Raw genomic sequence first — 22,119 nt, 5'->3', positions numbered from 1 at the left:
CAAAAAAATGCCGGACACTGTGTCCGACATTTTTTTTGCTTATTTCGCTGCGACCATAATCTCGTCAATCAAACCATATTTTTTGGCTTCTTCGGCGGACATAAAGTTGTCACGATCCGTGTCACGGGCGATGACCTCATAAGGCTGTCCGGTTCTTTCAGCATAGATATGGTTTAATTTTTCGCGAATGGAGATGATGCGTTTTGCGTGAATTTCCATATCTGATGCCTGACCTTGCATGCCGCCAAGCGGTTGATGAATCATAATTTCACTGTTTGGAAGTGCGTAACGCTTGCCGATTTCACCGGCGGTCAGAAGGAAGCTGCCCATCGAAGCGGCCATACCGATGCAGATCGTCGAAACTTTCGGTTTGATGAATTGCATCGTATCAAAAATGGCCATTCCCGCTGTAATTGATCCACCGGGACTATTGATATAAAGCGAAATATCTTTTTCCGAATCTTCGGCTGCCAAGAAAAGCAGCTGAGCGACAACGGCATTAGCAACATTATCGTCAATCGCTGTTCCAAGCATAATAATGCGGTCTTTCAATAAGCGTGAGTAGATGTCGTACGCGCGTTCACCGCGGTTTGTCTGCTCAATGACTGTAGGTATTAAAGGCATTGAACGAACCCCCTTTTCCATTGAAAAAAGTTATTTTTCCCTTAACCACATTCATCATACATTAAAGGTCAATATAGGTCAAATTTAAAGGACAAAAAAGAAAGACCAGCCCGGATGGCTGATCCACAACTTACTTATTATGCGCTCGAAGGGAGTCGAACCCCCGACACATGGTACCGGAAACCATTGCTCTATCCACTGAGCTACGAGCGCGCAATGCTTTGCTGACATTTGTCTATTCTAAGTGATTTGTCCCGCTTTTGCAAGCATTATTAGAAAACTTGGCTCCGAAATTCGCCCAATTTTAGGCTGAGTGACCAAAATTAGGTGTTCTCATTAGTGCAATAGGTTACGGGGACTCATAGGTTATTAGTGTACTTTAATTGACGAGGAGGAGCAAAACTATGGAGGTTTCACCTTATTCAAGTAATCCTATTCCGGTTAATCCTGGAAACATGGGCAATGTCGGCAATGTGGGTAATGTGGGTAACGTGAGCAATGTCGGCAATATGGGCAATGTGGGCGCAATTAGCCCGATGCCAAGTCCGAAACCACAATTCAAACCGGAATACCAGCCTGCTTTCAAATGTCCGAGCACAAAAGCAATGGGGCCAGGCAAAGGAAAAGGAAAAGGCGCCATGCCAACACCATACGGCCCTCAGACCGGAGCCGGTGCGGCTGCAGGCAAGACAACTGAAAATACGCTTCATTGTCCACCGACACAAGGCGGGACGGTTTATGATCCGCAAACGGTCAACGTTCAGCACATTTATAAGCCAGTCATTGTGAAACATATCCATCAACTGCATACGATCAGAAAAACTCATTACATCTATGAACATCAGCACTACTATCCGCATACGTTGTCTGAGACGTGTGATGAATCGCATTATAACGTACAATGCGGCAAACCGTGCTTTCCAAAACCGCACTGCTGATCTGACTGAACAGTCGAACTGCATCATGAACGTAATACCGAGAGCCTTTTGTTAAAAAAACAAAGGTTCTTTTTTCGCTTTTAACCGGAAAAGAAGCAGCGACTTCGCGCTGAAGTTCAGACCGTGTTAAGAGCTTGGCTTAACCCAATAGATACTAACTGTAACAATTTTTTGCCAAATAATTTACAAATTAACGTTCATCATTCATTTGTGTTCTACCGGAACACCATGTAATATAGTACTTGGTGGCACGGCTGCGCCCGCATTTAGCGCTGCGCATCAAATACATTGTCTGCTGAAGGAAGTGATCGTTCAATGAGTTCTGACGGTTCGAGTCAAAAACCGGATCCCAGTCATTGGCAAGGGGAAGTTTATATGGCATCAAACGCTCTTGGACGATTAAACTCCCTTCAGCGAGCGTATATCTGTGTAGGCTTCCTCTGAATTAAGAGGAGGTGCACCATGATTGACATTTATTTAACGGATGAACAAGATCGTTTGGTTAAAAAAGATGAATTGGCAAAGGGGTGCTGGATTAATCTGACAAGACCTTCTGAATTTGAAGTTCAGAAAGTCGTTGAAGGAACCGGCATCCCATCAGACTTTATTCGCGATTCGTTGGATGACGACGAACGCTCGCGTATCGAAAAAGAAGACGATTCGGTGCTCATTATCGTCGATTTTCCTGTACTCGTACAAGATGAATCCGATTCCGCGCCTTATGACACTATCCCGCTTGGTATTATTGTCACACCTTTTTACTTCGTGACTGTATGCCTGCAGAGCAATCCGATCATCGATGATTTCATCAATAATAGAATTCGCAACTTTTTCACCTATAAGAAAACAAGGTTTACACTGCAACTGCTTTACGCGATTGCCCGCTATTATCTCAGATACTTAAAAACAATTGATCGCAGAACTTCGTTGATTGAGCGCGAGCTGCATGAATCGATGCGGAATGAAGAGCTTTTTAATTTGCTGAGTCTCGAGAAGACATTAGTTTATTTCACGACGTCATTGAAATCAAATAATATTGTTATAGAAAAAATGACCAAACAGCGCTTCCTGCGCATGTACGAGGACGATCAAGACTTGCTTGAGGATGTCATTATCGAAATTAAGCAGGCGATTGAAATGTCGGAAGTGCACAGCAATATCTTAAGTGGCATGATGGACGCGTATGCTTCCGTAATTTCAAATAATGTGAACTTGGTGATGAAATTTTTGACCACGGTCACGATCGTGCTCTCCATTCCAACCATGGTGGCGAGCTTCTGGGGAATGAATGTAGGCTCAATTCCTTGGGAACACGCGCCGCACGCATTTTGGATTCCGATCAGCATCGCGATCGGTTTGGCCGGAATTACGGCACTGTTCTTCTGGAAAAAGAAATATTTTTGATAAGGAAGGAATAAAAGGTAAGGTGAGTTCAATCACCAGTGCCTTTTTTTTGCATCAGCGGTTCGAGAACTTATTTTGATTTTATATGAATGTGAACACATTTTCTCATAATGGCGCTAAATAGGATAAAATTCGACAAAAAACATTATTGAAAGCGTAGTCATTTTATGGACCTATTGCTATAATAATAAGAAAGGGGGTGAGCGAGATGGGGTTAGCACTAGTTCAAAGTCAATCGTTGAAATTGAAAATGGCACCGGCCTTATATCAGTCTGTGACGGTACTCCAATGTAATAATGAGGAACTTTCGCGACTCCTCCACGAAAAGGCGATGGAAAATCCGCTGCTGCGTGTTGAGGAGCGTGATTATCACCGTGATTATTCCTCGATGGGAGGAGAAGGCAAATATACGTCGGATGTAATCGAGGAGACGGCAGCAGATACGGTTGATTTTCGTGAACTGCTGCACCGCGATCTTCATCAGACGCGACTTGATCGGATATGCTTGGAAGCGGCCGACTTGCTGATTGATTCACTGAATGACAATGGGTTCCTTGATGAGGAACCGGACACGATTCTGGATCGACTTGGCAAGCTCGAAGCAGATCCGGACCAGGCACTAGCCGTTGTGCAGTCATTGGAGCCTGCCGGTGTCGGTGCACGCTCGCTCATCGAATGTTTATGCTTGCAATTGCAGCGTTCGGAACCCCGCTGCCCGCTGGCAGAGACGATCCTGACTGATTATCGCGATTGTTTTATGACCGGAGACTGGGCGGAACTTGCTTCCTCGTTAGGAACGAACGAGGATGCGATCAATGAGGCGGTCGCGCGTATTCGCAAACTGAATCCGAATCCTGTCGCAACGATTCAGGATGAACCGCCACACTATATTGTTCCGGATGTTGTCATTTCAAAAAAAGACGGCGGGCTTGTCTGTGAGCTTGAGGACCAATATCTGCCCACTATCTCGGTGAATATGGATGACTATGAACGCTACATGAAGGCCGCGGATCGTGAGACGAAGCGCTATCTGCGTGAGAAATTCGAGGAGGCGGATTGGCTGCTCTCAGGCGTTTCAAGGCGAAAACAAACGCTGATGAAGCTGGCGCAGATGGTGATGAAGCGACAGGAAGCCTATTTTCTAACTGGGAATCGTGAACATCTGTGCCCACTTACAATGAAGCAGGCGGCCGATCAGTTGGACGTTCATGAGTCGACGATTAGTCGAGCCGTAGCAGGTAAATATGTCCAAACAAATTACGGGCTTTCTCCTTTAAAAAATTTCTTTATCAGAGCGGTTCGCGCGAAACAAGGAACGCTCTCCGCTTTTCGAATTCAGTTCGAGATCAAACAGCTAGTCGAGAATGAAGATCGCAGAAAACCGCTGTCCGACCAGATGCTTGCGCAATTGCTTGCTCAGGCCGGAATGGGCTGTTCGAGAAGAGCGGTAACCAAATACCGACAAGCCTGCGGAATTGGCTCAACCATCGAGCGCAGGGCTGCGTACAACTAACTGAACTATATAGGGACAATATAAGTCCCGAACAGATAAGCGTTGTAAAAGTTTACAACGCTTTCTTTGTTTCCTTTTGTCGAAACAGGGTATACTTCACATGGATCAAAATCACAAGAGGGGATTCGGGAACGTGGGAGCCGGGCATGTAGATGTGACATTTTTCAAAATATGCAGATTGTTCAAAATCAATAAACCGCATTATATCAACACTTTTCATAATGTGACAAATCTGCGTCATTAAAATGTCCATACAAAACATTTACATGATTATGCTTGTAAACATAGGTGAAAGTTGCTATCATGATAAATGGAGCGGATGGGACATAAAATGACTGTGTGGGACATTTTGAGACCTGTATAGGTCGATCGAGGGGGACGCTGTGGAACATTTGCTTGATCTTCAGAAAAGGCTGATCCCCGACGTCTTAGACATAATGTCCAGTCGCTACCGTATTCTTCAATCTCTACATTTTCTTCAGCCAATCGGCAGACGAAGCTTGTCATCCCATTTGGGCATGACGGAACGTGTGCTGCGCGGCGAGGTCACGTTCCTCAGTCAGCAAGGGCTAATCCAAATGGCGTCAAGCGGCATGTATCTGACGGAAAACGGAGAAGCCATTGTCAAGGCTCTTGGAACAGTGATGAAGAACATTTCAGGATTGAGGAACATGGAAAAGCAATTGGAAGAAGTTCTCGGCGTTTCCAAAGTTGTCATTGTCTCTGGTGACAGTGATCAGTACGCGACAGTCAAGAATGAGATGGGGCTGGCCTGCGTCAAGGAAATCGAACGCGCACTGGGCGCGATCAACATCATCGCAGTGACCGGGGGCTCAACGCTCGCAGCCGTTGCTGAAATGATGCATCCGCTCAGAAAAGCGCATCAGGATCTCCTGTTTGTGTCGGCGAGAGGCGGTCTTGGCGAGCGGGTCGAAAATCAAGCGAATACGATCTGCGCCAAAATGGCTGAAAAAGCTGAAGGGCGCTATCATCTGCTCCACGTTCCCGATCAGCTCAGTGATGAGTCCTATCACAGCTTGATGGAAGAGCCCAGCATTCATCGGGTGTTACAGCATGTCCATCGCGCAACCATCATCGTACACGGCATTGGTGATGCGAAAACGATGGCAATTCGCCGGCATTCCGGAGAAGAAATTCTCAAAAGGGTCGACACGGAACATGCTGTGGCCGAGGCTTTTGGCTATTTCTTTGATCAGACGGGCCGCGTCATTCATAAGGTTCAGACCATTGGTTTGCAATGGGAAGACCTGTTCGGCGCGCACTCAGTGATTGCCGTGGCCGGGGGCAAGTCTAAGGCTGAGGCAATTCAGGCTTACTGCAAGAAAGGTCCGGATTCTGTGCTTATCACGGATGAAGGAGCAGCGCAAGAGATTTTAAAAAATTTCTAAACCATTTAGGAGGTCATTATTAACATGACAGTTAAAGTTGGTATTAACGGTTTCGGACGTATCGGTCGTCTTGCATTTAGAAGAATTCAGGATGTTCCTGAACTGGAAGTTGTTGCGGTTAACGACCTGACAGACCCAGCAATGCTCGCAAACCTGCTCAAATATGATACAACACAAGGCCGTTTCAATGGCGAAGTTAAAGTTGAAGACGGCTACTTCGTAGTTAACGGCAAGAAAGTTAAAGTTCTCTCACAACGTGACCCAGCTGAATTGCCTTGGGGCGAACTCGGCGTTGACATCGTTCTTGAATGCACAGGCTTCTTCACATCGAAAGACAAGGCTGAAGCGCACATCAAGGGCGGCGCTAAGAAGGTCGTTATCTCTGCTCCTGCTAAGGGCGACTTGAAGACGATTGTATTCAACGTAAACAATGATTCACTCGATGGATCTGAAACTGTTATCTCCGGTGCTTCTTGCACAACGAACTCCTTGGCTCCTGTAGCTAAAGTATTGAACGACAAATTCGGCATCGAAAAAGGCTTGATGACAACGGTTCACGCTTACACAGGCGACCAAATGACTCTTGACGGCCCGCACAGAGGCGGCGATCTTCGTCGTGCACGTGCCGCTGCTGAAAACATCGTACCTGCTTCTTCAGGTGCTGCTGCAGCCGTTGCTCTTGTTATTCCTGAATTGAAAGGCAAATTTGACGGATCTGCTCAACGTGTTCCAGTTAAGTCTGGCTCTGTAACGTTGCTTTACGCAACGCTCGCTAAGAACACGAGTGTAGAAGAAATCAACGAATCGATCAAAGCCGCAGCTAACGAAACTCTTGGCTACAACGAAGATCCGATCGTTTCTTCTGACGTAATCGGTATTACTTACGGCTCTCTGTTTGATGCAACTCAAACAAAGATTCTTGATGTAGACGGCAAGCAACTCGTTCAGGTTGTTGCATGGTATGACAATGAAATGTCTTATACTTCACAACTTGTTCGTACGCTCGAATACTTCGCAAAACTTGCAAAATAAGGATTGCCTAACTTTTTGAATAGAACTTGAATAGCGGAAACCTTAGTTGTTTCCGCTTTTTTTACGAATACTGTTCTTATCGATGGAGGTTCGGACTGCAGCCTTGCCTCCATGTGATGAAATAAAGTGAAAGAGGGTCTAGGCATGGCAAAGAAAACCATTAAAGACATTGATGTTAAAGGCAAGAAAGTTTTCTGCCGCGTTGACTTCAATGTTCCGCTTAGCGGTACGACGGTTACGGACGATACACGTATTCGTGCAGCGCTCCCAACCATTAACTATTTGATCGAAAACGGCGCGAAAGTTATTCTGGCTTCTCACCTCGGACGCCCGACAGCAGAAGACAAGGATTCCTTCAAAATGGATCCTGTTGCAAAACGCTTGAGCGAACTGCTCGGCAAGCCTGTCGCAAAGACGGACGAAGTTGTCGGACCGGAAGTTGACGCAGCTGTTGCGAAATTAAACGCAGGCGACGTTCTTCTTCTTGAAAACGTTCGTTTTGAAAAAGGCGAAAAGAAAAACGATCCGGAACTTGCAAAAGCATTTGCTGCGCTTGCAGATGTTTATGTAAACGACGCATTCGGTTCTGCTCACCGCGCGCATGCGTCAACAGCAGGCATCGCTGACTATCTTCCTGCAGTTGCAGGCTTCCTTCTCGAAAAGGAATTGAAAATTCTCGGTGCTTCTCTTGAAAATCCGAAACACCCGTTCACAGCTATCATCGGCGGTGCGAAAGTTACCGACAAAATCGGCGTTATCGAAAACCTGCTTGATAAAGTAGATACGCTGATCGTCGGCGGCGGACTTTCCTACACATTCGTTAAGGCTCAGGGCTACGAAATCGGCAAATCTTTGCTTGACAAAGATAAGCTGGATCTCGCTAAGAAATTCCTTGCTTTGGCTAAAGAAAAAGGCGTTAATTTCTTAACACCTGTTGATACGGTCATTGCTGATGAATTCTCTGAAACAGCAAACAAAGACGTTGTCGATATCGACAAAATGCCTGAAGGCTGGCTCGGCGTTGACATCGGACCGAAGACGGTTGCTCTCTATTCCGAAGCAATCAAGAAGTCTAAAGTTGTTGTTTGGAACGGACCAATGGGTATCTTCGAAATGGAACCTTATGCGAAAGGTACAGAAGCGATCGCACAAGCACTTGCTGATGCAACCGACGCAACAACAATCATCGGCGGCGGCGATTCCGCGGCAGCTGTTGAGAAGTTCCATCTTGCAGACAAAATGACGCACATCTCGACCGGTGGCGGCGCTTCTCTTGAACTGATGGAAGGCAAAGTACTTCCTGGCGTTGCCGCACTTGATGACGCTGAGTAAATCTGGACAAGATAATTTAAGAAATAACCGCAAGAAAGGGTAGGTGTCCATTCATGTCACGTAAACCGATTATTGCCGGAAACTGGAAAATGAACAAAACAGTTAAGGAAGCAAGCGAATTCGTTGAAGCAGTTAAGGATAAAGTTCCGGCTGCCGACCTCGTTGATTCCGTTGTCGCTGCTCCTTTTCTCGCCTTGGACCGCATTGTTGCGGACGCAAAAGGCTCAGATCTGAAAATCAGCGCTGAGAATGTTCACTTTGAAGAATCCGGTGCATTCACGGGTGAAGTAAGCCCGGTTATGCTCGAAGATCTAGGCGTTCAGTATGTAATCATCGGCCACTCTGAAAGAAGAGCGATGTTTGCTGAAACGGACGAAACAGTTAATAAAAAGGTACTTGCATCATTCGCTCATAAACTGACTCCAATCGTTTGCGTTGGTGAAACGCTGGACGAACGTGAAGGCGGCAAATGGCAATCCGTTGTCAAGAACCAAGTAACAAAAGCATTTGCAGGTGTTCCGAGTGATCAGGCATCTGATGTTGTTGTTGCTTATGAACCGATCTGGGCAATTGGTACTGGCAAATCTGCTTCTGATGAAGATGCGAACGAAGTTTGTGCGTATATCCGTGCAACGATTGCTGATCTTTATGATGAAGCAACGGCTGCAAAAGTTCGTATTCAATACGGCGGCAGCGTAAAACCGGCAACAATCGCCGGACTGCTCACTCAATCGGATATCGACGGCGCGCTTGTCGGCGGTGCCAGCCTGCAACCAGAATCTTTCCTTGCTCTGCTTGACGCAGTAAAAGGCTGAGGTTTGCAGATAATACATGAAATGAATTGGTGTGAAGCCGTCCGTTATCGTCCGGACATAGCGCTCGGTTTTCAGTACACCATATAAAATTTATATGATGATAAGGAGAGATAATGAATGTCTCAAATCGTTGAAGTTTACGGTCGTGAAGTCCTCGACTCTCGCGGTAACCCAACTGTTGAAGTTGAAGTTTATACAGAAGACGGCGGCAAAGGCCGCGCACTTGTTCCAAGTGGTGCTTCTACTGGTGAACACGAAGCTGTTGAATTACGTGACGGTGACAAGAGCCGTTACGGCGGCAAAGGCGTTCTGAAAGCTGTAAAGAACGTTAATGAATTAATTGCTCCTGAAGTAATCGGTATGGAAGTTCAAGACCAAGTGGCCCTTGACCAAGCAATGATCGATCTTGACGGAACAGAAAACAAAGGCAAATTAGGCGCTAACGCAATTCTTGGTGTTTCTCTTGCTGCTGCTAACGCTGCTGCAGATGAACTCGGTGTTCCGCTGTATCGTTACCTCGGCGGTGTAAACGCAAAAGTGCTTCCTACACCAATGATGAACATTCTTAACGGTGGCAAGCACGCTGACAACAGTGTAGACTTCCAGGAATTCATGATCATGCCTGTAGGCGCAGATTCCATCAAGGAAGCTGTACGTATCGGTGCTGAAGTATATCACGCTCTGAAATCCGTTCTTTCTGCTAAGGGCCATCTGACGGCTGTTGGTGACGAAGGCGGTTTTGCTCCGAACCTGAAGAACAACGAAGAAGTTCTTGACACGATTCTTGAAGCAATTGAAAAAGCAGGTTACAAACCGGGCGTTGACGTTAAGCTCGCAATCGACCCTGCTTCCTCTGAATTGTTCGAAGACGGCAAGTACAACTTCAAAGGTGAAGGCGTTGTAAGAACAACTGACGAAATGATCGAATACTACACCGCATTGGTTGAAAAATATCCGATTATCTCGATCGAAGACGGCCTCGACGAAAACGATTGGGAAGGCTGGGCTAAACTGACCAAAGCGATCGGCGACAAAGTTCAGCTCGTTGGTGACGACCTGTTCGTTACGAACACTGACTACCTGAAGAAAGGTATCGACCTTGGCGTTGCCAACTCGATCCTTATCAAGGTTAACCAGATTGGTACGCTCACTGAAACACTGAACGCGATCCAAATGGCGCAAAAAGCAGGTTACACTGCAGTCGTTTCCCACCGTTCCGGTGAAACGGAAGATACGTCAATTTCTGACATCGTTGTTGCAACGAATGCCGGCGAAATCAAGACCGGTTCTCTTGCAAGAACAGACCGTATCGCTAAGTACAACCAATTGATCAGAATCGAAGACGACCTCGCTACTTCTGCTGAATACCTTGGCGACGACTCGTTCTACAACATTAAATAAGTTTATTTAATCAATTGCCCTCGCTGGATAACTCAGCGGGGGTTTTGTTTTACTGTGGCAGCGAACCGACTTGTTGGGTTTCGCTGTCATTTTTCATGATGAAAATATTTAATTAGTACCTTTACATAGTACCAGGTAACATGTAAAATAATCACTACAACATAAAGGCAAATAGAGAAAATCGGAGTATAAAATTCTGAAAACAGAGAAAAATAATACCCTTTGCGTTGTGTTATTAAGGATGTACAGAAGGAGATTTTAAGGATGAGTTTATTTAGAAGATTATTCAGAAAAAAGTCGATGGAGTACACGATCAATCAGGCAAGCGGTGAGAGTGGGCTTCAGAAAGCGATGGGCGCTTTCGACTTGACGATGCTTGGTGTTGGGGCCGTCATCGGTACCGGTATTTTCGTTATGACCGGTATTGTCGCAGCCAATAACGCGGGACCTGCTATTATGCTGTCCTTTGTTTTATCAGGAATTGCCTGCGCGTTTGCCGCATTATGTTACGCAGAATTTGCGTCGATGATACCTGCATCGGGTAGTGCTTATACTTATAGCTATACCGTATTCGGTGAAGTTTTTGCCTGGATTCTCGGTTGGGATCTAATTTTGGAGTACGGTCTTGCGTGCTCGGTTGTCGCAAGTGGATGGTCCGCGTATTTTCAGGAATTGATGAGAGGATTCGGTCTTAATTTGCCAACCGTAATCAGCGCCGCTTTTAATCCCGGCAATGGAACGTACGTTGATGTAATGGCAACGGTAATTGTTCTGCTGCTCTCAGTAGTCCTTCTTACCGGGGTGAAGCAATCTACTCGAATTAACGATATTGTCGTTCTTATAAAAATTGGTGTCGTTTTACTGTTCATCGTTGTCGGCGCGTTTTACGTGAAGCCTTCGAACTGGACACCTTTTATGCCATTTGGCTTTAACGGTGTGATTAAAGGAGCGGCAACAGCGTTCCTTGCCTACATTGGTTTCGATGCCGTGTCGTCTGCTTCCGAAGAGGTACGTAGGCCTCAGCGTGATATGCCAATCGGTATTCTCTCATCGCTCGGCGTATGTATGGTTCTCTATATCGCGGTTTCCGTTGTCTTAACAGGCATGGTTCCGTACACCGAATTGAACGTTGGCGATCCGGTAGCCTTTGCGCTGCGCTTCGTTCATCAAGACTGGGTTGCCGGTTTTGTATCACTTGGCGCAATTCTTGGTATCACAACGGTACTCTTTGTTATGATGTATGGACAGACTCGGCTTTTCTTCGCGATCAGCCGTGATGGTTTGCTGCCGAAGTCAATTGCCAAACTGACGAAGAAATCGAAAACGCCGGTATTCAGCATTCTCTTGACTTGGGGGATGGCGACGGTATTTTCTGCGCTGATACCACTTGATGAACTTGCTGAGCTTGTTAACATCGGCACACTGTTTGCGTTTATCGTCGTTTCGATTGGCGTTGTTGTGCTTCGTGTCAGGCGACCGGATATCAAAAGAAATTTCAAAGTGCCGTTCATCTATGTGACACCATTCCTCGCCGTTCTCTCATGCGGTTTTCTAATGGTCAATCTGTCGGGACAGACTTGGATTCGCTTCTTAATTTGGTTCGCTATCGGACTTGTTATCTATGTACTTTTTGGATTTAGGCACAGTGTACTTGGCAAGTTGAAAAGGGAGCAAAATCAATAATCTATGATTAAATTGAATGAAAGTAATTCTGGAAAAGGACAAATGTTCTTTTCTTTTTTTTGCTATTGGTGTGATGCGCGACAGCAAAATAGGACTAATCGTTTCCAATTCACGTCAAAATAATTGATTAAAGTGAGCAATCATGCGATGATCAGAACGAATACGTTAACCGTCAATTGATTCCATTCGTTTGAACTTAATTCTCAACTTTCGCAGAGTGAAAATCCGAAATAACCCTTGATATAACGTACTTTGTGGCCTATTCATTATGTTTCTTGACAAAATAGAAAGACACCTCAACTTTTGGTATAGTGATTTTGACGAAATACACTACCAAACAGAAGAGGTGCCCTCTATATGATAGCGAAAAAAGGTCAAAATAATCAACTACCATTAGAAATAAAAGCAAAATTCGATGAGTTGAAGATTCTAAAACATTTACGTCAGGCAGGAATTCAAAAAGCCTTCGGCTTTTCCAGTGGTTATCTTTTTCAGCTTATTTTTCGTCTGATCTTTACCCAAAGAAATTGGTATCGTTTACTGGAGAGTAATAAAGCAGATGAATTACCAGGCAAGGATGCTGTTTATCGTTTTTTAAACTACCCGAAGTTTGCCTGGCGCCGCTTCCTGACGGCACTAAGCGTATTCACGATTATGAAAGTCAGCCGTTTGACGAGCACCTGCCACACTAAAGTACTCATTCTGGATGATTCATCTTTTTATCGCGACCGCAGTAAGCGCGTCGAACTTTTGGCTCATTGTTTTGACCATGCCAGGAGAAGACACTACAAAGGATTTCGTATGCTGACATTAGGATGGTCCGACGGATCAACGTTCCTGCCCATTGATTTTTCACTCCTTAGTTCAAGCAAAGAAAAGGCAAAAATTAATGATATCAATTCGACGATTGATAAGCGTTGTTCCGGCTATAAAAGACGAATCGAAGCTTTACAAACAGCTCCTGAACAAATCCCTGGGATGGTTAAACGGGCCTTGTTGAACGGAATTGATGCATCCTATGTTCTGATGGACAGCTGGTTTACCCAACAACCTTTGATCAAGGCTTTGACCGATCAAGGTATCGATGTTATTGGTATGGTGAAACCAACGAATCAGCGCTATCGAGTAGGCTCTCAATGGGTTGGATTAAGAACGCTGTATCGACTGTCGAAGCCCGTAACCAGTCACAAAGAAATTTTACGTTCTATTCGTACCACAATGGCTAATGGAGTCCCGGTCAAAGTTGTGTTCGTTCAAAACCGCAATAAACAAAGTGAATGGCTAGCCATCTTAAGTACTGACTGCACACTTACAGAACAGGAAATCATTCGTACGTACGGCATGAGATGGGACATTGAATTATTTTTTAAAGCAACGAAGTCATTTCTTAAGCTTCAAAAAGAGTTCCAGGGCAGATCGTACGATCTGCTGATTAGCCACACAACCATTGTCTTTACAAGGTTTATTCTCCTGTCTTGGCAAAACCGTTGCAGTACAGATAATCGAACCCTTGGTGGTATGTTTTATGAACTCTGTGACGAAATGAATGAACTGGATTGGGCTGTAGCACTGACGCAGCTCATGGATATTCTTCATGACGCCCTAACAAAAACAAAAAAATCAATCAAAAGATGGGTTACTTGTCAACTGACACAATGGATTGAGAGCTTACCCAACTATATCAAGGTTTATCTGCCCAAATTAGGGTGCGAAAGTTGAGTTAATTGATATACTTAGAATAAAGAGGTGTTTGCCATGGGATGGGCAGGTATTGGACTTCCGGGACTCATATTAATCCTTGTTATTGCACTCGTGATCTTCGGACCGTCCAAGCTTCCGGAAATCGGAAAGGCGTTTGGAAAGACGCTGAAGGAGTTTAAAAAGGCGACGCAAGGTTTGGGTGATGATTCGGATTCGGAAAATAATAAGACAACTGTGGAAGCAGAGAAGACAAGCATCGAGAAAAAGAGGTAAGGAACTGGTGACGGATGACTGAAAAAAAGATGTCGCTAATTGAGCACTTTAATGAGCTGCGAAAACGACTCATTTCTATTTTTATCGTCTTTGTTACAAGTGCCGCCGTGATGCTTTTTTTCACTAAAAAGGTCTATCTTTGGCTCGTGTCTGATTTGGGTGTTACGAACAAACTGGCTGTACTCGGACCGACGGAGATTGTCAGCGTTTATTTCCTGATCGCGGGCGTTGTTGCGATCGCTGTGACGATTCCTTTTGCCGCATGGCAGCTATGGCTGTTTATTGCCCCGGCGTTGTCTGTAAAAGAACGCAAAGTGACGCTTTCATATATTCCAGCGATTTTTTTACTGTTTATCGCAGGCCTTGTCTTTGGGTATGAGGTTGTCTTTCCTAATATCCTCCATTTTTTGCTTGGGATGAACGATGGTATGTTTCATGTTCTCTTTACAACGGATCGTTATTTTCGCTTTATGATTAATGTCGTTTTGCCATTCGGAATTCTTTTTGAATTGCCGGTGATCGTTGTGTTTCTGACGAATCTTGGAGTGCTGACTCCGATGCGTATGAAGAAAATGCGTCGAATCGCTTATTTTGTACTTATCGTGATTGGCGTTGTCTTATCGCCGCCCGATTTCGTATCCGACACGGTCATGTCTATTCCGCTGCTTCTCCTGTATGAGATTTGTGTGACTGTCGCGTCAATTACTTACAGACGGAAGATGCGTCGCAAGAGAACAGCTGAAGGGCAGATAAGTAATTGATTTGTTGCCTTCATTAGAAAAATCATTTTCGGTCTGTTGCTCTTGACGCCACGGTATGGTACATTAAAACTAATGACTGAATGAACGTTGATTAGAAGATTGGGGTACACGACGATGCATACATTTTTGTTAACGGTAATGATTATCTCAGCTGTCATTGTTATTGGTCTCGTATTAGTTCAAAGAAGCCAGGGTGACGGATTGTCTGAGGCAATTACCGGCGGCGCGGAGCAATTATTCAGCAAACAAAAGGCGAGAGGTATCGAAGTCGGCATTAAAAGGCTGACCATATTTTTCTCAGTCGTCTTCTTTGCTTGCGCATTTTTGATTGGCTATTATTTTAAATAAATGCCATGAGGATGAAACCGGAGCGAAAACTCCGGTTTTTGATTTACTCTGTAAAAAATAGCGTGAAATTCAGCAGCGCGCCAACGATCAAGCGAAACTTTCTGTTTCCTTTAGACCAAACCCAAGATATAGCGTATAATGTATTTGGAAGAAGATGCCTTTTTACCTAATTGCGGTATCTACTGCTTGGATTTTCGATTAGGGGATGAGGGAAGAATGGAACTAAGGCGCCCAAAACCTTTTTTTCTAGACTCCGGACCACGCGCCGTGCTGCTTCTCCATGGGTTTACGGGCAATTCAATTGATGTCCGACATCTGGGACGCTACTTGCATCAGCGCGGATACACATGCTATGGCCCGATTTATTCCGGTCATGGCGGCGCCCCTGAGGAATTGCTTCAGACCGGTCCCGATGATTGGTGGCGCGATGTCCAAAATGCCGGCGCTTTTTTACGTCGACACGGTCATCCCGAGATTGCAGTTTGCGGTCTTTCGCTTGGTGGGGTATTTTCACTCAAAAGTGGTTACACTTTTTCAGTGAAGGGTATTGTTCCGATGTGCGCGCCGGCTTATTCCGATAATAGAGATCGACTTCTTAACGGTACCATCTCCTTCGCGCGAACATACAAGCAATATCAGGGGAAAACCGAAGCGGCGATTGCCGCGGAATTGGCGGATTTTAAAACGAAAATTCCGACTGTTCTTGATCCATTAGGCGAACTGATTGACGAAGTGAGGGAGAATAGCCGAAGAATCTCCACCCCCGCTTTAATCGTTCAGGCACGTCAGGATGAAATGATTCCAATGAATAGTGCGCAGTACTTTTATGAAACCATTCAGTCTGCGGATAAGCATTTAAAATGGTATGAAAATTCAACTCATGTAATTACGTTAGGAACAGAAAAAGTGCAGCTGCACCAGGATATCTATGCGTTTCTTGAAAGCCTAGATTGGTCTGTTTCCTAAGGACAGGGAGGTATACGACATGGCGGAAGAGCGCATTCAGAAAATCCTGAACTATATGCGGGAAGAAACTTACCGACCGATGACATTAAAAGAACTTGAAGCTGTCTTTGAAGCAAATGAGACGGAAGCATTCACTGATTTAGTGAAAGCAATGAATGAATTAGAAGAACAGGGGCTTGTGATCCGGACACGTGCGGATCGTTATGGTCTGCCTGAAAAGATGAACTTAATGACGGGAAGAGTCCAAGCGCATGCCAAGGGCTTCGCCTTTATTATTCCTGAAGATGATAAGTTCGATGACGTATTTGTCAGCCCGAACGATCTTGCCGGAGCAATGAACGGTGATACGGTCGTGATTCGCGTGTCCCACAAATCAGCAGGGGAACGTCCGGAAGGTACTGTGATTCGTATTCTCGAACGAGCGATTACCAAAGTTGTCGGTACCTTTAACGCGGGACGTCATTTTGGGTTTGTCATCCCGGATGACAATAAAATCACTGGTGACATTTTTATTCCCGAAAATGCAGAACATGGCGCAATGGAAGGCCATAAAGTTGTTGCTGAAATCACAAAATATCCGGAAGGCCGCAAGAATGCGGAGGGTATGGTGACTCAGATTCTCGGTCACAAAAACGATCCGGGTATCGACATTTTATCGATTATTTACAAGCATGATTTACCGCTTGAATATCCTCCAGAAGTATTATCGGAAGCTGAAGCAATTCCGGATGAACTGTCGGATAAAGATTATGAAGGACGCCGGGATCTGCGCGGTCAAACCATTGTGACCATCGACGGCGAGGATTCCAAGGACTTGGATGATGCCGTTACCGTTTCCAAATTGGATAATGGAAACTATAAATTAGGTGTACATATCGCCGATGTCAGCAACTATGTCACAGAAGGGTCGGCACTTGATGCCGAAGCATATGACCGTGGCACGAGTGTTTATCTTGTTGATCGCGTCATCCCGATGATCCCGCATCGTCTTTCAAACGGAATTTGCAGTTTGAACCCGCATGTTGATCGTTTGACACTCAGTTGTGAGATGGAGATTAATTCGCAGGGAGTTGTCGTTGCGCATGAAATCTTCCCTAGCGTGATCCGCTCGACGGAACGGATGACGTACAACAACGTTCGCAAAATCTTGAAGCGTGAAGATGAAGAAGTGCTCGAACGTTATCATGATATGATCCCGTTTTTTGATCTGATGGCCGAGCTGGCAGATATTCTTGAAAAACATCGTCAAGAGCGCGGCGCGATTGACTTTGACTTTACCGAAGCGAAGATCATTGTCGATGAGCAGGGCAAGCCGGTCGATGTCGTTGTTCGTGAACGTACAGTTGCCGAGCGCCTGATTGAATCGTTCATGCTGGCCGCGAACGAGACGGTTGCCGAACATGTTGAGAAACTGCGTCTGCCGTTCATTTACCGTGTTCATGAAGAACCAAATCCGGAAAAGTTAGAGAAGTTTTTCGACTTTGTGGTTAACTTCGGCTATGTCCTGCATGGCAAACCGGATAACGTACATCCGCGTACGTTGCAGTCTCTACTTGAAAAGGCTAAAGGGCAGCCGGAAGAAGCAGTCATCAGTACTGTGATGCTGCGTTCAATGGCAAAGGCAAAATATGATGACAAATGCTTGGGACACTTCGGCTTGTCAACGGAGTACTATACCCATTTTACGTCACCAATCCGTCGCTATCCGGATTTGACGGTGCACCGTCTGCTGCGCAAATACGTGTTCGAGAAGAAGACAGACCCGAAGACGATCGCTTATTGGAAAGCAGAGATGCCGGAAATCGCAAAGCATACGTCCGAATGTGAACAGCACGCGGTTGAAGCGGAACGTGATACGGATGATCTGAAAAAAGCTGAGTACATGCAAGACAAAGTTGGCGAGACATTTAATGGTGTGGTCAGCGGTGTCACGAACTTCGGTCTATTCGTTGAATTACCGAACACGATTGAAGGACTCGTTCACATCAGCTATCTAACCGATGACTATTACCACTATAGCGAAGAAAACATGGCGCTCGTCGGTGAACGAACCGGTCATTTATACCGGATCGGAGACGAAATCGAAGTGCGTGTACTCGCCGTAAATCTAGACGAGCACGCGGTCGACTTTGAAGTTGTAGGTATGAAACCGCAGAAGCCGCGCCAGAAAAAATCAAGACCGACGATTATTCAAGGGAAAACAGGACCAAGCAACGGCCCAGGCAAGAAGCGTTTCGGAGACAAAAACGGCGGCAAACGTCCCGACTCAAGAGGCGGCAATCGCAACAGCAGCAGCCGCGGGGGCAGAGGTGGAAACAGCCGAGGCTCCGGGCAAAGCAATTCTTATCGAAATAACAGTAAAAGTAACTAACGAATGAACTACAAAAGCCTCGGCGATCGGATTCAGATCCGACAGCCGGGGCGTTTTTGCGTGCACGAATGAATTCAGGAACTTATCCGTAATTGGACAAGCATTTATATATACAAATTAATTAAAATAAGTAATTTGACTATACAAATACAAATGTAAGCGCTATACTTTAATTTGTTAATGAGGTTCCATGATGATCATCTTATCTCGGTGGCGCAACGGCCGTGCACCACTGAAAGACGTTTTGATTCGTGTCGCTTGCATTATTTGTACCCGTTTATAATGAACAATTAATGTCACGCACTTATTTGAGATAATATAAAGTGGGAGTGAATTGAATGGCAGTCATAACTGAAGAATCCGTAAAGCAGATCATTGATACAGTCGGTGGCCGTGATAATATTAACGCCGCGACACATTGTGTGACTCGGCTGCGATTAATTTTAAAAGATGAAAATAAAGTAGACAAAGAAAAACTTGATACGATTGATCTGGTCAAAGGCTTTTTCTCAGCAAACGGTCAGTTTCAGATCGTGATTGGAAATGGTACTGTTGACAAGGTATATGATTTGTTTGTTCGATTGACAGGCATCGGTGAATCATCGAAACAAGAAGTAAAGGATGCGGCAGCGGAAAAAATGAATCCGCTGCAGAAGGGCATTAAAACGCTGGCGGATATATTCATACCAATTCTTCCTGCGATTGTTACCGCCGGTTTGCTAATGGGCATCAACAATGTGCTGGCGAATCCGGGGATTTTCTTTAAAGAATCTGTGGTGCAAGCCTATCCGCAGTGGAAAGATTTTGCCGATATTATTTTGGTTATTGCCAACACTTCCTTCGTCTTCTTGCCGGCATTGATTGGTTGGTCTGCCGTTAAAAAGTTCGGTGGTAACCCGCTTCTCGGTATTGTCCTTGGACTCGTACTCGTTCATCCGTCACTGCTGAACGCTTACAGTCTGGCCGAGGCACAGACAAAGGGGACCGTTCCGATTTGGGATCTGTTCGGGCTGCACATTGATAAGGTCGGCTATCAGGGCCAAGTGCTCCCTGTACTTGTTGCTTCCTATGTTCTTGCGAAAATTGAAATTTACTTGAAGAAGCATGTGACTGATTCCATTCAACTACTTGTTGTCGCACCTGTCGCGCTACTTGTAACCGGATTACTTTCGTTCACGATCATTGGACCTGTGACCCTTCAATTAGCCAATTGGATTACAGCCGGCATTGTTGGTTTGTTCCACTATGTTCCGATTCTCGGCGGGTTGGTTTACGGCTTCTTCTATGGTGTTTTGGTCATCACAGGCATGCACCAGATTTTCCTTGCTGTTGACCTCCAGTTAATCGGGAGTACCGGTTCCACATTCCTATGGCCGATGCTCGCGCTGTCAAATATTGCACAAGGAGCGGCAGCTTTTGCCATTTTCTTAATGGCTCGCGATGCCAAGCTTAAGGGGCTCGCAATGACGTCCTCAGTTTCAGCGTGGCTTGGTATTACCGAACCGGCGATGTTCGGGGTTAATCTGAGATTTCGCTATCCATTTCTTGCGGCAATCATCAGTTCAGGTATTGCCGGAGCATTTATCACGTTGTGCAACGTTAAGGCAACATCAATCGGTATCGGCGGACTGCCGGGCTTCCTGTCCATCATTCCAAAGTATTGGGGACCGTTTTTTATCGGTATGCTGATCGTTTTGATCCTGCCGTTTGTCCTGACTTATGTATTTTCAAAGTTCAGCAAGAAATCTATTGATGAAGGGTAATGAACTAGAGACAAGGGCGCAAAGTATAAAAAGATAGGGTGTGACACGCATGCAAGAAGATTGGTGGAAAAAAGCAACTGTCTATCAGATCTATCCGAAAAGTTTTAAGGATACAAATGGTGACGGTATCGGTGATATTAACGGAATCATTGAGAAATTGGATTATCTGAAAAAACTTGGAGTCGATGTTCTTTGGCTGACGCCGATGTATCGGTCGCCGCAAAAGGACAACGGCTATGATATTAGCGATTATTATAATCTGCAGCCTGAATACGGAACGATGGAGGAACTGAAGCATCTGTTTTCTGAAGCACACCGACGAGACTTGAAGATTGTCATGGATAGCGTAGTTAATCACACTTCGACGGAGCATCGCTGGTTCAAGGAAGCGCTCCGCAGCAGCAACAGTCCGTATCGCAATTATTATATTTGGCGGGATCCGGGAAAAGATGGCGGCGCGCCGAACAACTGGCAGTCAAAGTTCGGAGGATCCGCATGGGAACTCGATGAAAAGAGCGGACAATACTATTTGCATCTGTATGATATAAGCCAGGCGGATTTGAACTGGGAAAACGAAGCTGTTCGAGATGACGTTTACAAAATGATGAATTTTTGGATTGATCAGGGTGTGGATGGTTTCCGGCTCGATGTGATTAATAACATCTCGAAAGATCAGCGCTTTCCAGATGATCATGATCCGAACTCGCCGGGAGACGGTCGTGCGTTTTATACGGATGGACCGCGAATCCATGAGTTTCTGCATGAGATGAATCAGCGTGTGTTCAGCAGACGTTCCGGGACCATTACCGTTGGCGAAATGTCGTCGACAACGATTGACAACTGCATCCGGTACACGAATCCGAAGTACAAAGAACTAAGCATGGTATTCAATTTCCATCATTTAAAGGTGGATTACCCACACGGTCAAAAATGGGCACTCGGTGCGCTGAATCTAGTCGATTTGAAAAAGGTTCTGGGAACTTGGCAAAAAGGCATGCACGAAGGCGGAGGGTGGAATGCGCTGTTTTGGTGCAATCATGACCAGCCGCGTATCGTTTCCCGGTTTGGCGATGAAGGCAAGTATCGCGTTGAATCAGCGAAGATGCTGGCAACGACGCTGCATATGCTGCAAGGCACACCCTATGTCTATCAAGGTGAAGAGATCGGAATGATCAACCCGAACTTCAAACGCATCGAAGACTATCGGGATATTGAATCGCTCAACGCGTATAAGCTTCTTCATGAAGAGGGCAAGTCTGAAAAGGAGATTCTGGCGATTCTTCGGCAAAAATCTCGAGATAATGGGCGCACACCGATGCAGTGGGACGAGAGCGAAAACAGTGGTTTTTCAAACGGCACACCATGGATTTCAATCGCTAATAATTATGATACGGTAAATGTGAATGCAGCGCTCCGTCAATCAGATTCAATTTTCTACCATTATCAAAAATTGATTGCATTGCGCAAAACGTACGATGTCATCGTGAATGGAGGTTTCGAGCTGATTGAACCGTACGATCCGAGTGTTTTTGCCTATGTGCGCACCGGTAGAGGAGAACAATTGCTTGTTGTAAGCAATTTTACCGACCAATCTGTATCCTTCTCTGTGCCTGAAGAAATAGTGCATGATCAAAGTGACTTGTTAATTAGCAATTATGCAGACTCACCGGAGCACGTGCAGGATCTGCAGCTTCGTCCGTATGAGTCGGTAGCCTATCATTTGATCAATTAATGAGTAAGTTCATGAATTTGCCTGTTTTGTGAAGGTTTTCATATCAACATTTT

At 45.4% G+C, this 22,119-nt stretch carries 19 protein-coding genes and 1 tRNA gene; 17 read left to right on the top strand and 3 right to left on the bottom strand.

The features are described from left to right. Positions 1-39: 39 nt before the first annotated feature. Together clpP and ABWW58_RS05910 are read right to left on the bottom strand one after the other, a co-directional pair. The gene (clpP, locus tag ABWW58_RS05915; RefSeq protein ID WP_093672412.1) at positions 40-624 is read right to left on the bottom strand and encodes an ATP-dependent Clp endopeptidase proteolytic subunit ClpP; all 585 of its coding nucleotides are present in this window, start codon (positions 622-624) and stop codon (positions 40-42) included. A gap of 140 nt (positions 625-764) precedes the next feature. Beyond that, a tRNA-Arg gene (locus tag ABWW58_RS05910) sits at positions 765-837 on the bottom strand. A 191-nt stretch (positions 838-1,028) separates the two neighbouring features. Here ABWW58_RS05910 and ABWW58_RS05905 point away from each other — a divergent pair. Continuing rightward, positions 1,029-1,562: a CotD family spore coat protein gene (locus ABWW58_RS05905; protein ID WP_353868261.1), complete on the top strand. Its 534-nt coding sequence runs from the start codon at positions 1,029-1,031 to the stop codon at positions 1,560-1,562. A gap of 190 nt (positions 1,563-1,752) precedes the next feature. On the opposite strand, the gene ABWW58_RS05900 is transcribed toward ABWW58_RS05905, so the two are convergent. Next, entirely contained in the window at positions 1,753-1,944 is a 192-nt protein-coding gene (locus ABWW58_RS05900) for a hypothetical protein (RefSeq protein ID WP_353868260.1), read from the bottom strand. 80 nt (positions 1,945-2,024) lie between these two features. Here ABWW58_RS05900 and ABWW58_RS05895 point away from each other — a divergent pair, with 80 nt between their 5' ends. The 16 genes from ABWW58_RS05895 to treC all read left to right on the top strand — a co-directional run bounded on the left by ABWW58_RS05895 (position 2,025) and on the right by treC (position 22,066). Beyond that, on the top strand, positions 2,025-2,966 hold the full coding sequence (locus tag ABWW58_RS05895; RefSeq protein WP_093672416.1) for a magnesium transporter CorA family protein: 942 nt from the start codon (positions 2,025-2,027) through the stop codon (positions 2,964-2,966). Positions 2,967-3,174: 208 nt separating this feature from the next. Further along, positions 3,175-4,479, top strand: coding sequence for an RNA polymerase factor sigma-54 (gene rpoN, locus ABWW58_RS05890; RefSeq protein WP_353868259.1), 1,305 nt, complete (start codon positions 3,175-3,177; stop codon positions 4,477-4,479). 383 nt (positions 4,480-4,862) lie between these two features. Continuing rightward, entirely contained in the window at positions 4,863-5,888 is a 1,026-nt protein-coding gene (locus ABWW58_RS05885) for a sugar-binding transcriptional regulator (protein WP_093672420.1), read from the top strand. A gap of 24 nt (positions 5,889-5,912) precedes the next feature. Continuing rightward, complete coding sequence (gene gap, locus ABWW58_RS05880; protein ID WP_093672422.1) at positions 5,913-6,920, top strand: type I glyceraldehyde-3-phosphate dehydrogenase; 1,008 nt, start codon at positions 5,913-5,915, stop codon at positions 6,918-6,920. Between the two features lie 144 nt (positions 6,921-7,064). Next, on the top strand, positions 7,065-8,252 hold the full coding sequence (locus ABWW58_RS05875) for a phosphoglycerate kinase (RefSeq protein ID WP_353868258.1): 1,188 nt from the start codon (positions 7,065-7,067) through the stop codon (positions 8,250-8,252). Positions 8,253-8,305: 53 nt separating this feature from the next. After that, positions 8,306-9,067, top strand: a complete 762-nt coding sequence (gene tpiA, locus ABWW58_RS05870) for a triose-phosphate isomerase (RefSeq protein WP_353868257.1) — start codon at positions 8,306-8,308, stop codon at positions 9,065-9,067. Between the two features lie 117 nt (positions 9,068-9,184). Continuing rightward, positions 9,185-10,468, top strand: a complete 1,284-nt coding sequence (eno, locus tag ABWW58_RS05865) for a phosphopyruvate hydratase (RefSeq protein WP_093672428.1) — start codon at positions 9,185-9,187, stop codon at positions 10,466-10,468. Positions 10,469-10,732: 264 nt separating this feature from the next. Beyond that, positions 10,733-12,151: a branched-chain amino acid transporter BcaP gene (gene bcaP / locus ABWW58_RS05860; protein WP_353868256.1), complete on the top strand. Its 1,419-nt coding sequence runs from the start codon at positions 10,733-10,735 to the stop codon at positions 12,149-12,151. 357 nt (positions 12,152-12,508) lie between these two features. After that, positions 12,509-13,870, top strand: coding sequence for an IS4 family transposase (locus ABWW58_RS05855; RefSeq protein WP_353867754.1), 1,362 nt, complete (start codon positions 12,509-12,511; stop codon positions 13,868-13,870). Positions 13,871-13,906: 36 nt separating this feature from the next. Beyond that, positions 13,907-14,125 (top strand): twin-arginine translocase TatA/TatE family subunit, encoded by a 219-nt coding sequence (locus ABWW58_RS05850; RefSeq protein WP_353868255.1) that lies wholly within the window; start codon positions 13,907-13,909, stop codon positions 14,123-14,125. Between the two features lie 14 nt (positions 14,126-14,139). After that, positions 14,140-14,886: a twin-arginine translocase subunit TatC gene (gene tatC, locus ABWW58_RS05845; protein WP_353868254.1), complete on the top strand. Its 747-nt coding sequence runs from the start codon at positions 14,140-14,142 to the stop codon at positions 14,884-14,886. A gap of 114 nt (positions 14,887-15,000) precedes the next feature. Then, positions 15,001-15,234, top strand: coding sequence for a preprotein translocase subunit SecG (gene secG, locus ABWW58_RS05840; protein WP_093672436.1), 234 nt, complete (start codon positions 15,001-15,003; stop codon positions 15,232-15,234). Between the two features lie 216 nt (positions 15,235-15,450). After that, a complete protein-coding gene (locus ABWW58_RS05835) occupies positions 15,451-16,200 on the top strand; it encodes an alpha/beta hydrolase (RefSeq protein ID WP_353868253.1) in 750 nt (249 codons plus the stop codon). Between the two features lie 19 nt (positions 16,201-16,219). Then, complete coding sequence (rnr, locus tag ABWW58_RS05830) at positions 16,220-18,571, top strand: ribonuclease R (RefSeq protein ID WP_353868252.1); 2,352 nt, start codon at positions 16,220-16,222, stop codon at positions 18,569-18,571. A 338-nt stretch (positions 18,572-18,909) separates the two neighbouring features. After that, positions 18,910-20,334 (top strand): PTS system trehalose-specific EIIBC component, encoded by a 1,425-nt coding sequence (gene treP / locus ABWW58_RS05825; protein ID WP_353868251.1) that lies wholly within the window; start codon positions 18,910-18,912, stop codon positions 20,332-20,334. Between the two features lie 49 nt (positions 20,335-20,383). After that, a complete protein-coding gene (treC, locus tag ABWW58_RS05820; protein ID WP_353868250.1) occupies positions 20,384-22,066 on the top strand; it encodes an alpha,alpha-phosphotrehalase in 1,683 nt (560 codons plus the stop codon). Positions 22,067-22,119: the final 53 nt, after the last annotated feature.

It is taken from the genome of Sporolactobacillus caesalpiniae (assembly GCF_040513385.1).
GTDB lineage: Bacteria > Bacillota > Bacilli > Bacillales > Sporolactobacillaceae > Sporolactobacillus.
This window is presented reverse-complemented; position numbering and strand designations above follow the sequence as displayed.

Excerpts from the sequence above, each read along its gene's own strand:
- clpP (WP_093672412.1), bottom strand. The coding sequence starts at position 624 with ATGCCTTTAATACCTACAGTCATTGAGCAGACAAACCGCGGTGAACGC.
- ABWW58_RS05905 (WP_353868261.1), top strand. The coding sequence starts at position 1,029 with ATGGAGGTTTCACCTTATTCAAGTAATCCTATTCCGGTTAATCCTGGA.
- ABWW58_RS05900 (WP_353868260.1), bottom strand. The coding sequence starts at position 1,944 with ATGCCATATAAACTTCCCCTTGCCAATGACTGGGATCCGGTTTTTGAC.
- ABWW58_RS05895 (WP_093672416.1), top strand. The coding sequence starts at position 2,025 with ATGATTGACATTTATTTAACGGATGAACAAGATCGTTTGGTTAAAAAA.
- rpoN (WP_353868259.1), top strand. The coding sequence starts at position 3,175 with ATGGGGTTAGCACTAGTTCAAAGTCAATCGTTGAAATTGAAAATGGCA.
- gap (WP_093672422.1), top strand. The coding sequence starts at position 5,913 with ATGACAGTTAAAGTTGGTATTAACGGTTTCGGACGTATCGGTCGTCTT.
- ABWW58_RS05875 (WP_353868258.1), top strand. The coding sequence starts at position 7,065 with ATGGCAAAGAAAACCATTAAAGACATTGATGTTAAAGGCAAGAAAGTT.
- tpiA (WP_353868257.1), top strand. The coding sequence starts at position 8,306 with ATGTCACGTAAACCGATTATTGCCGGAAACTGGAAAATGAACAAAACA.
- eno (WP_093672428.1), top strand. The coding sequence starts at position 9,185 with ATGTCTCAAATCGTTGAAGTTTACGGTCGTGAAGTCCTCGACTCTCGC.
- bcaP (WP_353868256.1), top strand. The coding sequence starts at position 10,733 with ATGAGTTTATTTAGAAGATTATTCAGAAAAAAGTCGATGGAGTACACG.
- ABWW58_RS05855 (WP_353867754.1), top strand. The coding sequence starts at position 12,509 with ATGATAGCGAAAAAAGGTCAAAATAATCAACTACCATTAGAAATAAAA.
- ABWW58_RS05850 (WP_353868255.1), top strand. The coding sequence starts at position 13,907 with ATGGGATGGGCAGGTATTGGACTTCCGGGACTCATATTAATCCTTGTT.
- tatC (WP_353868254.1), top strand. The coding sequence starts at position 14,140 with ATGACTGAAAAAAAGATGTCGCTAATTGAGCACTTTAATGAGCTGCGA.
- secG (WP_093672436.1), top strand. The coding sequence starts at position 15,001 with ATGCATACATTTTTGTTAACGGTAATGATTATCTCAGCTGTCATTGTT.
- ABWW58_RS05835 (WP_353868253.1), top strand. The coding sequence starts at position 15,451 with ATGGAACTAAGGCGCCCAAAACCTTTTTTTCTAGACTCCGGACCACGC.
- rnr (WP_353868252.1), top strand. The coding sequence starts at position 16,220 with ATGGCGGAAGAGCGCATTCAGAAAATCCTGAACTATATGCGGGAAGAA.
- treP (WP_353868251.1), top strand. The coding sequence starts at position 18,910 with ATGGCAGTCATAACTGAAGAATCCGTAAAGCAGATCATTGATACAGTC.
- treC (WP_353868250.1), top strand. The coding sequence starts at position 20,384 with ATGCAAGAAGATTGGTGGAAAAAAGCAACTGTCTATCAGATCTATCCG.